Below are 12503 nucleotides of genomic sequence, written 5' to 3'. Positions count from 1 at the left end.
GTCCTTGAGGTCAGAGATAGCCGGCGACACGAAGGCGCTCGAAGGCGTCCTCGGTCTCGTGGTCGAGCGCGCGCCCCGAGCGCTCCGGGACCTTGGTCTGCTCGAGCTCGATCAGGATCTCGTCGATGGTCGACGCCGTCGAGTTCACGGGGTTGGTGATGTCCTGATCGCCCAGCGAGCGGTAGCGCTTGCCGTCTTTCGACAGATAGAGCGGGATGATCGGGATGTTCTCACGCTTGGTGTAGGCCCAGATATCGGCCTCGGTCCAATGCAGGATCGGATGGATGCGCAAATGCGCGCCTTGCGGCGGCGAGGCGTTGAAATGATCCCAGAACTCCGGCGGCTGGTCGCGCACGTCCCAATTGCCTTCAAGGCCGCGCGGCGAGAACACGCGCTCCTTGGCGCGGGTCGCTTCCTCGTCGCGGCGGATGCCGGCGATCAGGCCGTCGAAGCCATACTTGGCGAGCGCCATCTTGAGGCCTTCGGTCTTGCGCGCGGCGGAGCGGGCGGCCGGCGGCAACGTCGGATCGACGGCATCGATCGGCGGGCAGGGCTCGACGCGCAGATCGAGATCCCACTCTTTGCCGTAATGATCGCGGAAGCGGTACATCTCCGGAAACTTCTTGCCGGTGTCGACATGAAGGGCCGGGAACGGCATCTTGCCGAAGAACGCCTTCCGCGCCAGCCAGATCATGACGTTGGAGTCCTTGCCGAGCGACCACAGCAGCGCGATCTTCTTCAGCCGGGCGAAGGCCTCGCGGAAGATGTAGATGCTCTGCGCCTCGAGCTGGTCGAGATGGTCCATGCTCGGCGCGACATCGGCAGAAAATTCTTGCGAGCCCGCGCGTGCGAGGGGGGCTTTGCTGCTTACTCCGACAGAAGCGGAATCGTCCTTGAGAAGATGCATCTCTGCCACTTTGCGTTTGGAGGCGAAAATTCTATAGTTGCGATGCAGAAGAGAAGAAAAAATTTTCTCTTTGCGCGCTCGAAACGACACATATATAGAAAATAATTCCAGTCAACCCCGGATGTGGGGGAAGCGGGTATCGTATGCGGTTCTTGCCGGTATTCCTCGATCTCAAGGCCGGTCCGGTGGTTCTCATCGGCGCGGGCGAGCTTTTGCGCGCCAAGCTGCGCGTGCTCGCCGCGGCCGGCGCGCGCATCCGCGTGCACGCGATCGACGGCAATCAGGATCTCGGCCTCGGCGCGGAAGATGCGGCGCGTATCGAAATCCTGACGGGCGATGCGCTTACCGCCGATCTCTCGGGCGTCATCGCCGTCGTCTGCGCGGGCGCCGGCGACGTCGGCGTGGCGATGTCGGTTCGCGCCAAGGCGCTCGGCCTGCCCGTCAACGTCATGGACGATCTCGAACATTCGAGCTTCATCTTCCCGGCGATCGTCGATCGCGGCGATGTCGTGGTCGCGGTCGGCACCGGCGGCACCTCGCCAGTGGTGGCGCGGCGCGTGCGCGAGAAGATCGAGGCGCTGCTTCCGGCGCGCATTGGCGAACTCGCCGAGTTCATCGGCAGCTTCCGCAAATCCATCAACGAACGTATCGCCGAGTTTCCACTGCGTCGCCGCTTCTGGGAGCGGGTGATCGACGGTCCGATCGGTGCCGCCGTGCTCGCCGGCCGCAAGGGCGAAGCGGATGCATCGCTCAAGGCTATCTCCGACCCCTCCGAATTCGCGCGCGCCGACAAGCCGGAAGGCTCGGTGGCGCTGGTTGGCGCCGGTCCCGGCGATCCCGATCTTCTCACCATCAAGGCGCTGCGCGCGTTGCAGGACGCCGACATCGTCTTCCATGACGAGCTGGTCTCGCGCGAAATTCTCGATCGCATCCGCCGCGACACCACGCGCGTTGCCGTTGGCCGCCGCGTCGGCAAGCCCGGCATCGGCCAGGACGCCATCAACCAGCGCATGATCGAGGCCGCGCAAGCCGGCCAGCGGGTGGTGCGGCTGAAGGGCGGCGATCCCTTCGTGTTCGGGCGCGGCGGCGAAGAGATCGAAGCGCTGCGCGCCGCAGGTGTTCCCTATTCGATCATTCCCGGCATCACTGCAGGCCTCGGCGGCGCCGCCGATTTCGAGGTGCCGCTCACCTACCGTCATGAAGCGACCCGCATCACCTTCCTCACCGCGCACAAGGCGCGCGACGCGGAAGCCGTCGACTGGTCGACGCTGACCGACACCAGGATGACCGTCGTCGTCTACATGGGCGTGTCCGCGGCACCCGCCGTGCGCGCGGGCCTGCTCGGTGCGGGCCGTTCGCCGGAGACGCCGGTCGGCGTGTTCGCCCGCGTCACGCGACCCGATGCGCAAGGCGCGATCGGCACGCTTCGCGAACTTCCCGAGCTCGCACGGCGGGCCAATGGCGGTCCGGCCGTTCTCATCATCGGCGAGGTGGTCCGGCATGCCGGTTCGCTTCGCCGCCAGACACCCAACCAAATTATCTCTGACCTATTGGATGCAGCCGAATGACCTCCCCGCTCGAACAGAAGAAGATCAAGATTGCCGGCCCCTCGATCGTGACCGCCAACCGCACCTGGGACGGCATCGTGGTCTACCGCACCGCCGCCAAGAGCTGGTCCGCGGACCTCTCGGAAGCCGCGATCGTGCGCAACTCCGACGAGGCCAAGGCGTTGCTTGCGGAGTCCATCGCCGATGACGTCGGCGCGATCGGCCCCTATATCGCCCCGGTGCAGGTCGGCGCGGACGGCAAGATCGAACCCGGCAATCTGCGCGAACAGATTCGCCGCACCGGTGTGACCATCGGACAGTCGGCCCAGGCTTAAGGCATCTTCTTATGTATGCTTACGACGAAATCGACCGCACGCTCGTCAACGAGCGCGTCTCGGAGTTCCGCGACCAGGTGAAGCGGCGCCTCTCCGGCGAGCTCACCGAGGACGAGTTCAAGATCCTGCGGCTTCAGAACGGCGTCTATCTGCAACTGCACGCCTACATGTTCCGCGTCGCCATCCCCTACGGCACGCTGGCGACCAACCAGCTGCGGGCGCTGGCGCATGTCGCGCGGAAATACGACCGCGGCTACGGCCATTTCACGACGCGGCAGAACATCCAGTTCAACTGGATCAAGCTCGCCGAATTGCCGGACGCGCTGGAAGATCTCGCCAAGGTCGGCATCCATGCGATGCAGACCTCGGGCAACAACATGCGCAACGTCACCTCGGACCAGTGGGCCGGCGTCGCGCCCGGTGAGATCGAGGATCCCCGCATCTGGTCGGAGCTGATCCGCCAGCACACCACGCTGCATCCGGAATTCTCGTTCCTGCCGCGCAAGTTCAAGATCGCGATCACCGCCTCGGACCACGACCGCGCCGCGATCAAGATCCACGACATCGGCCTGCGCCTGATCAAGAACGAGAAGGGCGAGACCGGCTTCGAGGTGCTGGTCGGCGGCGGTCTCGGCCGCACGCCGTTCATCGCCAAGACCATCAAGCACTTCGTGCACGGCCGCGACATCCTCAGCTACATCGAGGCGATCCTGCGCGTCTACAATCAGTACGGCCGCCGCGACAACATCTACAAGGCGCGCATCAAGATCCTGGTGCACGAGCTCGGCATCGAGAAGTTCTCGCGCGAGGTCGAGGACGAGTGGCAGCACATCCGCAATTCCTCGCTCCAGATCGACGACGAGGTGATCGAGGACATCCGCTCGCGCTTCACCTATCCGGCGTACGAGAAGCTGCCGCACATGCCGGACGAGCTGCGCCAGGCCGCGGCCGATCCCGACTTCGAGGCGTGGCGCAAGAACTCGGTGGCCCCGCACAAGGTGCAGGGCTATTCCATCGTCACGATCTCGCTGAAGCCCACTGGCGGGCCTCCGGGCGATGCCACCGCCGAGCAGATGGACGCGCTCGCCGATCTCGCCGACAAATATTCCTTCGGCGAGATCCGCGTCGGCCATGAGCAGAACCTGGCGCTGCCGCATGTCGCCAAGCGCGACCTGCCGGCGCTGTGGAAGGCGCTCGACAAGCTCGGGCTCGCAACGCCGAACGTCAATCTGATCACCGACATCATCGCCTGCCCCGGGCTCGATTATTGCTCGCTGGCGAATGCGCGCTCGATCCCGATCGCGCAGGAATTGACCCGGCGCTTCGCCAATCACGAGCTCGCCAATCTGATCGGCCGGCTCCACATCAACATCTCCGGCTGCATCAATGCCTGCGGCCATCACCATGTCGGCCATATCGGCATTCTCGGCGTCGAGAAGAACGGCGAGGAAGTCTACCAGATCACCATCGGCGGCCGTGCCGACGAGAACGCCGCGCTTGGCACTTTGATCGGTCCGGGCGTCAAGTTCGACGAGGTCGCCGACGTCGTCGAGGACATCGTGGAAGCCTATCTGGCGCTGCGCGAGCGGCCCGAAGAGCTGTTCATGGACACCGTGAAGCGCCTCGGCGTCGAACCCTTCAAGGAGCGCGTCTATGCCACTCGTTAAAGGCGGAAAGATCACGGGCGACAGCTTCGTCAAGCTCGCCGTCGACACGCCGCTGCCCGAGGGCGGCGACATCCTGGTGCCGGCCGAGCGCTTCCTGGGCGAGGCCGACAACCTGCTCAATCGTTCGGGCAAGGTCGGCGTGATCTGGCCCAACAACCGCGACATCGGCGAGCTCGTGCCCTATCTCGGCAAGATCGCCGCCGTCGCGCTGGTGTTCCCGACCTTCCGGGACGGACGCGCCTACAGCCAGGCCCGCCTGCTGCGCGAGCGCTATAATTATCGCGGCGAACTGCGTGCCACCGGCCAAGTGCTGCGCGACCAGTTCGTGTTCATGCTGCGCGCCGGCTTCGATGCCTTCGAGGTCAAGAAGCAGGCCGACGCGGAAGCCTTCATGCAGACCGCCAAGCGCTACTCGGTGTTTTACCAGCCGACCGGCGATGGCCGTATCACCGCGCTGCACCGGCGCATGCAGCTGCGTCATTCCGAGGGGGTCGGCACGTGAACGTCGTTGCGTCTCAGCTCGCTCAGGCCTCCGTTTCTGCGCTGCCTTCCGCGGAGGAGCTCGATCGTGCCCTGCGCGATGCCTCGCCCGCGGAGATCGTCGCTGCGGCGCTGAAGACGGTCGGGCGCGAGAAGCTGGCGCTGGTGTCGTCCTTCGGCACGGGATCGGCCACGCTGCTGAAGGTCATGGCGGATGTCGACCCGGCGATCCCCGTGATCTTCCTCGACACCGGCTGGCTGTTCGAGGAGACGCTGGCCTATCGCGACACGCTGATCGCGGCGCTGGGTCTGAAGGATGTCCGCTCGATCAAGCCGGCCGAGGAGACCCTGTCGCGCGAGGATCCCGACCGCGACCTCTGGTTCTCCGATCCGGACGCCTGCTGCCGCATCCGCAAGGTGGAGCCGCTGGCGCGTGCGCTGAAGCCCTTTGATGCCTGGCTCAACGGCCGCAAGCGCTTCCAGGGCGATGCACGCACCGATATTCCGGTCGTCGAGGACGACGGTGTGCGGTTGAAGTTCAATCCGTTCGCCAACGTCTCGCGCGAGGAACTCGAGGCGATTTTCGTCCGCGCCAAATTGCCGCGTCATCCCCTGGTCTCCTCCGGTTTCCGGTCGGTTGGGTGTATGCCTTGCACGAGCAGAACGGCCGAAGGCGAGGATGAACGCGCCGGTCGCTGGCGCGGCCGAGCCAAGACAGAATGCGGCATCCACACGATGAAGACTTCGTAGCACAGCCACGTCGTCACGCTGCGAACAAGAAAATCCGGTTTCGTTGACTTAAGCGCTTTTCGCCGCGAGTTTCGCCTGCCTTCGCCGACATCGACGTCAGTGAAGTGAATGGAGATGGACATGATGCGCCGTATCGTTCCGCTCGCTGCAGGCCTCGTCTTGACGGGTTTCTTGGCAAGCTCGGCTCTCGCCGCTGACATCAACCTGTTGAACGTGTCGTACGATCCGACGCGCGAGCTCTATGCCGAGTTCAACAAGGCATTTGCGACTGCCTATCAGAAGGAGGCCGGCAAGAGCGTCGAGATCAAGCAGTCGCATGGCGGCAGCGGCTCGCAGGCCCGCGCCGTGATCGACGGCTTGCAAGCCGACGTGGTGACGCTCGCGCTTGCCTACGACATCGATGCGATCGCGGCCAAAGGCCTTACTGCGGCCGACTGGCAGAAGCGGCTGCCGCAGAATTCATCACCGTATACCTCGACCATCGTGTTCCTGGTGCGCAAGGGCAATCCCAAGGCCGTCAAGGACTGGGACGATCTGGTCAAGCCGGGCGTCGCCGTGATCACGCCGAACCCGAAGACATCGGGCGGTGCGCGCTGGAATTATCTTGCGGCATGGGGTTTTGCGCAGAAGAAATACGGCTCGGCCGACAAGGCCAAGGATTTCATCGGAAAGCTCTACCAGCAGGTGCCGGTGCTCGATACCGGAGCGCGCGGCGCGACCGTGACCTTCGTCGAGCGCGGCGTCGGCGACGTGCTGCTCGCCTGGGAGAACGAGGCGTTCCTCGCGCTGAAGGAGTTCGGCGTCAACAAGTTCGAGATCGTCGCGCCGCCGCAATCCATCCTCGCCGAACCGCCGGTCGCCATCGTCGACAAGGTTGCCGATAAAAAAGGCACCCGAAACGCCGCCGACGCCTATCTCCAGTACTGGTACACCAAGGAGGGGCAGGAGATCGCGGCGCGCAACTTCTACCGTCCACGCGATGCCGAGATCGCCAAAAAATACGAAAACGCTTTCGCCAAGGTCGAACTATTTACGATCGACGACGTTTTTGGTGGTTGGACCAAGGCGCAGAAGGAACATTTCGCCGACGGCGGCATCTTCGACCAGATCTACAAGAACTGATCGGGCGCCGTCTTAAGACGCTTTAGCAGGGGGCCTGGTGAGCGCAATCGCAGCACGACGCCGGACATTGCCGGGCTTCGGTCTCACGATGGGACTGACGCTGTCCTGGTTGTCCGTCATTATCCTCATTCCGCTCGCCGGCCTGTTCCTGAAGTCGCTCGAGCTCAGTCCCGAGCAGTTCTGGAATATCCTCTCCAGCCGCCGCACCCTGAATGCCCTGCGCGTCTCCTTCGGCCTCGCCTTCGCGGCGGCCTGCGTCAATCTCGTCATGGGCAGCATCATCGTCTGGGCGCTGGTGCGCTACCGCTTTCCCGGCCGCCGGCTGTTCGACGCCATCGTCGACGTGCCCTTCGCGCTGCCGACCGCGGTCGCGGGCGTCGCGCTGACGGCGCTGTTCGCCGAGAAGGGCTGGCTGGGGGCGCCGCTCGCCGCGCTCGGCATCAAGGTGGCGTTCACGCCGGTCGGCATCTTCGTCGCCATGATCTTCATCGGAATTCCTTTCGTGGTGCGCACGGTGCAGCCGGTGCTGCAGGATCTCGATCCCGAGATCGAGGAAGCCGCGGGCAGCCTGGGAGCCAACCGCTGGCAGACCATCATCCGCGTGATCCTGCCCTCGCTCGCGCCGGCTCTGCTCACCGGGCTTGCGCTCGCCTTCGCCCGCGCCGTCGGCGAATATGGCTCGGTGATCTTCATCGCCGGCAATCTGCCCAACGTGTCCGAGATCGCGCCGCTCTTGATCGTGATCCGGCTGTCCGAGTACCGCTATGCCGACGCGACCGCCATCGCGGTGGTCATGCTCGTGGTGTCCTTTGTCGTCATCTTGGCCGTCAACCGGCTCCAGCGCTGGGCGCAGAGCCGGATGCCGGCGCGTTGAGGGCGAACCATGACGATGCAGATGGCAGATTCCGTTTCGCTCGCGGCCCCCGACGCCGAGGCCCGGGCAAAGGCACGGGCGCATGCGGAAGCCGCGCGGGACAACCTGCGCACCGAACCGCGACCGGTGCGCATCATCATCATCGCGCTGGCGATGATCTTTCTTTCAATCTTCGTCGTGCTGCCGCTGGTGGTCGTGTTCGCGCAGGCCTTCTCCAAGGGGATCGCCGCCTATTTCGCCGCACTCGCCGAGCCGGAAGCGCTGGCCGCCATCAAGCTGACCTTGATCGTCGCGGCGATCTCGGTCGGCCTCAACCTCGTCTTCGGTCTCGTCGCGGCCTGGGCAATTGCAAAGTTCGATTTCCCCGGCAAGACCTTTCTGATCACGTTGATCGACCTGCCGTTCTCGGTGAGCCCGGTGATCTCCGGCCTCGTCTTCGTGCTGCTGTTCGGCGCGCAGGGCTATTTCGGCAGCTGGCTGAGGGATCACGATATCCAGATCCTGTTCGCGGTGCCCGGCATCGCGCTTGCCACCACCTTCGTGACCTTCCCGTTCGTGGCGCGCGCGCTGATCCCCCTGATGCAGGAGCAGGGCACGCAGGAGGAGGAGGCCGCGATCTCGCTCGGCGCCTCGGGCTTGCAGACCTTCTTCCGCGTCACGCTGCCCAACATCAAATGGGGCGTGCTCTACGGCGTCCTGCTCTGCAACGCGCGCGCGATGGGCGAGTTCGGCGCGGTCTCGGTCGTCTCCGGCCATATCCGCGGCGAGACCAACACCATGCCGCTCCTTGTCGAGATCCTCTACAACGAGTACCAGTTCGTCGCCGCCTTCGCGATCGCCTCGCTGCTGGCGATGCTGGCGCTGATCACGCTGGTCGCCAAGACCGTTCTCGAACGCCATCTGGACGAAGGACAAGACCCAAGTGACCATTGAAGTCAGGAATCTCGTCAAGACGTTCGGCAGCTTCAAAGCCCTCGACGGCGTCGACCTCAAGGTCAATGACGGCGAGCTGCTGGCGCTGCTCGGCCCATCCGGATCCGGCAAGACCACGCTGCTGCGGATCATCGCCGGGCTCGACTGGCCGGACTCGGGCGAGCTCTTGTTCAACGGCGAGGATGCGCTGGCGCAGGGCGCGCGCGAGCGGCATGTCGGCTTCGTGTTCCAGCATTACGCGCTGTTCCGCCACATGACGGTGTTCGAGAACGTCGCCTTCGGCCTGCGCGTGCAGCCGCGCGCAATCCGCAAGGACGAAGCGACCATCCGCGCGCGCGTCAAGGAGCTGCTGGATCTCGTGCAGCTCGACTGGCTTTCCGGCCGCTATCCGAGCCAGCTCTCCGGCGGCCAGCGCCAGCGCATCGCGCTCGCCCGCGCGCTCGCGATCGAGCCGCGGATCCTGCTGCTCGACGAGCCGTTCGGCGCGCTCGATGCCAAGGTGCGCAAGGAGCTGCGCAGGTGGTTGCGCTCGCTGCACCACGAGATCAACGTTACCTCGATCTTCGTCACCCACGACCAGGAGGAGGCGCTGGAAGTCGCCAACCGCGTCGTTGTCATGGACAAGGGCAGGATCGAGCAGATCGGCTCGCCCGACGACGTCTATGAAAGCCCGGCAAGCGCCTTCGTTCACGGTTTCATCGGCGAATCCATCGAGCTCCCGGTTCAGGTCGAGGGCGGCGTCGTCAGGCTCGGCGATCGGCCGCTCGCCCTTGCGGCGGACGGGCTCGCGCCTGGCGCGTCAAGACTGTTCGTGCGGCGACACGACATGCTGGTCGGCCCGGCCGGCAGCGGCACCTTCGAGGGCGCCGTGCAGCATGTCCGCAATTTCGGTCCCGTGCAGAGGGCCGAAGTCGCATTGTCAGGCGGCAAGACCATCGAGATTGACGCCCCCCGCGACAAGGAACTGCGTGCCGGTGATACGATCGGCCTCGAGCCACGCCGTTACCGGATATTTGCGGGCTAGAAACCCCCCGTCATTCCGGGGCGATGCGAAGCATCGAACCCGGAATCCCGAGATTGTAGCGCGAGATTCTCAGGTGCGCGATTGCGCACCATAGTTCGCGCTGACGCGCGCCCCGGAATGACAGCTACGATTTTCCTCAAAATTCACCTTTCAGCCATTGTTGATATGCAACAACGGCCCCTCATTCGGGGGCACCTTCATGCGCGCTGCGGCCGCAATTCTCATCACTTTGCTGCTCGCCGGCTGTGCCGGCAACGAGACACCGGTCCAGCAGCCGTCGATGTATGCCGACATGGCGGTCCCGGGCTCCAAGCTCGATGCGCAGGCGGCCGCGATCATGATCTCGCAATACCGCCAGAACAACATGCTCGGCACGGTCGTGGTCGACCCCGATCTGATGCGGCTTGCGGAATCCCAATCCCAGGCCATGGCCGCCGCCAACAAGATGGACCATGACGTCCGCGCGCCCTTGGCCAAGCGCCTCGCCACCGGCGGCTACCCCGCGACCGTGGCCGTCGAGAACGTCTCGGCCGGCTATCACACGCTGGCGGAAGCCTTTTCCGGCTGGCGCGACTCGCCTCCGCACCGCGCCAACATGCTCAAGAGCGGTGTCACAAAATTGGGCATCGCGGCGAGCTATGCTCCCGGCACCAAGTACAAGGTGTTCTGGACCATGATCCTGGCCTCGACGGAGCGATAAGCCAGACTTGATCCCGGCATGCATTGACGCCGTCGTGGAGTGTCGCCACGGTGGCGCGCCATTGCTATTGTTCCCCCCATGACAGATCGTAGCCCGGAATCCACCTGCATCCCCGCGAATGCGCAACGCGTCCTGGTTCTGCAGGGCGGCGGCGCGCTCGGCTCCTACCAGGCCGGTGCCTATCAGGCGCTGTGCGGCGCCGGCTTCGAGCCGGAATGGGTCGCCGGCATCTCGATCGGCGCCGTCAACGCCGCCATCATCGCCGGCAACGAGGGGCAGACCCGCGTCAAACGGCTCAAGGAATTCTGGGAGATGGTTTCCGCGCCGGTGCCGTGGAAGCCGATCGGCAAGAGCGACCACAGCCGCGAGCTGTTCAACTCGACCAGTGCCGCGCTGATCGCCACCTTCGGCGTGCCCGGCTTCTTCGTCCCGCGCGTCCCGCCGGCGCCGCTGTGGCCGCCGGGGCATCCCGAAGCCGAGAGCTATTACGACACATCGCCGCTGAAGAAGACGCTGGAGCGTCTCGTCGATTTCGACCGCATCAACGACCTGAAGACCCGTCTGTCGGTCGGCGCGGTCGGCGTCACCTCCGGCAACTTCAAATATTTCGACAATTACGAGTTGAAGAAGCTCGGCAAGAGAATCGGCCCGGAGCACATCATGGCCTCCGGCGCGCTGCCGCCCGGCTTTCCCTCCGTGATCATCGACGGCGAGCATTATTGGGACGGCGGCATCGCTTCCAACACCCCGCTCGACTACGTGCTCGACGCCGAGGTCGAGCGCGACATGCTGATCTTCCAGGTCGACTTGTTTTCCGCGCGCGGCGATCTGCCGACCTCGCTGCTGGAGGCCGCCGAGCGCGAGAAGGACATCCGCTATTCCAGCCGTACGCGGATGAACACCGACAAGAACAAGCAGCTGCACAACGCCCGCAAGGCCGTGCGCGACCTGATCGGCAAGTTGCCGGATTATCTGAAGACCGATCCTTCCGTCGAATTCCTCACGAAGGTGTCGCGCGAAAGCACCGTCACCGTGGTGCATCTGATCTACCGCAGCAAGAACTACGAGTCCTCGTCGAAGGACTACGATTTCTCTCACGTCGCCATGGTCGAGCATTGGGATGCCGGCGTGAACGACGTGCATCTGTCGATGCGCCACAAGGACTGGCTCGAGCGGCCGCAGTCCGGCGAGACCATGGTGACCTACGATCTCACGGGGGACGTCTCCGCGCCCCCGGCAAAAAGGAGTGAATCAAATGGGTAGTCTGTCAGGCAAGAACGCCGTCGTGACCGGGTCCACCAGCGGCATCGGGCTCGCTTATGCGCGTGCCTTCGCCGGCGCCGGCGCCAACGTCGTCATCAACGGCTTCGGCACGCCGGAAGACATCGAGAAAGAGCGCGCCAAGATCGAACAGGAGTTCAAGGTCAAGGCGATCTATTCGCCGGCCGACATGACCAAGCCCGCCGAGATCGCCGGCATGATCGCGCTCGGCGAGACAACGTTCGGCTCGGTCGATATCCTCGTCAACAATGCCGGCATCCAGTTCGTGTCGCCGATCGAGGAGTTTCCGATCGAGAAGTGGGACCAGATCATCGCGATCAACCTGTCCTCGGCCTTCCATGCCATCCGTGCCGCCGTCCCCGGCATGAAGAAGAAGGGCTGGGGCCGCATCATCAACACGGCGTCCGCCCACTCGCTGGTGGCCTCGCCCTTCAAGTCGGCCTACGTCTCGGCCAAGCACGGCATCGCCGGTCTCACCAAGACCGTGGCGCTGGAGGTTGCGACCCACAAGATCACCTGCAACTGCATCAGCCCCGGCTACGTCTGGACGCCGCTGGTCGAGAAGCAGATCCCCGACACGATGAAGGCGCGCAATTTGACGCGCGAGCAGGTCATCAACGACGTGCTGCTCGACGCGCAGCCGACCAAGGAGTTCGTCACGTCCGAGCAGGTCGCCGCACTGGCGCTGTTCCTGTGCGGCGACGACGCCGCCCAGATCACCGGCACCAATCTCTCGATCGACGGCGGCTGGACGGCGGCGTAGAGCGCTCAGTGTTGTGGGGTGGGCAAGGGCGCGTCAGCGCCGTGCCCACCATCTTTCTGTGATTGAGACAAGTGGTGGGCACGCTATCGCTTTGCCCACCCTACGATTCTGTCGCCCCGG

General features: G+C 64.6%; 13 protein-coding genes. 12 read left to right on the top strand and 1 reads right to left on the bottom strand.

Annotation, left to right across the window (positions count from 1 at the left end; all coding sequences use genetic code 11):
- Positions 1–10: 10 nt before the first annotated feature.
- On the bottom strand, positions 11–805 hold the full coding sequence (cysD, locus tag AC066S_RS07690; RefSeq protein WP_126259757.1) for a sulfate adenylyltransferase subunit CysD: 795 nt from the start codon (positions 803–805) through the stop codon (positions 11–13).
- A 245-nt stretch (positions 806–1050) separates the two neighbouring features.
- On the opposite strand from cysD, the gene cysG reads away from it, so the two are divergent.
- From cysG to AC066S_RS07630, 12 genes are all read left to right on the top strand, one after another.
- Positions 1051–2475 carry a siroheme synthase CysG gene (cysG, locus tag AC066S_RS07685; protein ID WP_478269356.1) on the top strand — a complete coding sequence of 475 codons (1425 nt, stop codon included), beginning with the start codon at positions 1051–1053 and terminating at the stop codon, positions 2473–2475.
- Positions 2472–2789 (top strand): DUF2849 domain-containing protein, encoded by a 318-nt coding sequence (locus AC066S_RS07680; RefSeq protein WP_126259759.1) that lies wholly within the window; start codon positions 2472–2474, stop codon positions 2787–2789. Before cysG ends, AC066S_RS07680 begins: the two co-directional genes overlap by 4 nt.
- An 11-nt stretch (positions 2790–2800) precedes the next feature.
- Positions 2801–4456, top strand: coding sequence for a nitrite/sulfite reductase (locus AC066S_RS07675; RefSeq protein WP_135171501.1), 1656 nt, complete (start codon positions 2801–2803; stop codon positions 4454–4456).
- Entirely contained in the window at positions 4443–4958 is a 516-nt protein-coding gene (locus tag AC066S_RS07670; protein ID WP_126259761.1) for a DUF934 domain-containing protein, read from the top strand. Before AC066S_RS07675 ends, AC066S_RS07670 begins: the two co-directional genes overlap by 14 nt.
- On the top strand, positions 4955–5686 hold the full coding sequence (locus AC066S_RS07665) for a phosphoadenylyl-sulfate reductase (RefSeq protein WP_478269355.1): 732 nt from the start codon (positions 4955–4957) through the stop codon (positions 5684–5686). The genes AC066S_RS07670 and AC066S_RS07665 overlap by 4 nt, the downstream gene beginning before the upstream one ends.
- A gap of 120 nt (positions 5687–5806) precedes the next feature.
- The gene (locus AC066S_RS07660) at positions 5807–6808 is read left to right on the top strand and encodes a sulfate ABC transporter substrate-binding protein (RefSeq protein ID WP_478269354.1); all 1002 of its coding nucleotides are present in this window, start codon (positions 5807–5809) and stop codon (positions 6806–6808) included.
- Positions 6809–6845: 37 nt separating this feature from the next.
- Positions 6846–7682 (top strand): sulfate ABC transporter permease subunit CysT, encoded by an 837-nt coding sequence (cysT, locus tag AC066S_RS07655; RefSeq protein WP_164718869.1) that lies wholly within the window; start codon positions 6846–6848, stop codon positions 7680–7682.
- 9 nt (positions 7683–7691) lie between these two features.
- Positions 7692–8615, top strand: coding sequence for a sulfate ABC transporter permease subunit CysW (cysW, locus tag AC066S_RS07650; protein WP_478269353.1), 924 nt, complete (start codon positions 7692–7694; stop codon positions 8613–8615).
- Positions 8605–9639, top strand: a complete 1035-nt coding sequence (locus tag AC066S_RS07645; protein ID WP_478269352.1) for a sulfate/molybdate ABC transporter ATP-binding protein — start codon at positions 8605–8607, stop codon at positions 9637–9639. Before cysW ends, AC066S_RS07645 begins: the two co-directional genes overlap by 11 nt.
- Before the next feature lie 199 nt (positions 9640–9838).
- Positions 9839–10339 carry a CAP domain-containing protein gene (locus tag AC066S_RS07640; protein WP_126259767.1) on the top strand — a complete coding sequence of 167 codons (501 nt, stop codon included), beginning with the start codon at positions 9839–9841 and terminating at the stop codon, positions 10337–10339.
- A gap of 78 nt (positions 10340–10417) precedes the next feature.
- On the top strand, positions 10418–11602 hold the full coding sequence (locus AC066S_RS07635; RefSeq protein WP_478269351.1) for a DUF3734 domain-containing protein: 1185 nt from the start codon (positions 10418–10420) through the stop codon (positions 11600–11602).
- Positions 11595–12383 carry a 3-hydroxybutyrate dehydrogenase gene (locus AC066S_RS07630; RefSeq protein WP_478269350.1) on the top strand — a complete coding sequence of 263 codons (789 nt, stop codon included), beginning with the start codon at positions 11595–11597 and terminating at the stop codon, positions 12381–12383. Before AC066S_RS07635 ends, AC066S_RS07630 begins: the two co-directional genes overlap by 8 nt.
- The last annotated feature ends 120 nt before the right edge of the window (positions 12384–12503 follow it).

The organism is Bradyrhizobium sp. CFUWI (genome assembly GCF_056429085.1).
Note: the sequence above shows the minus strand (reverse complement) of the source record. Positions and strands in the feature narration are given on the sequence as shown.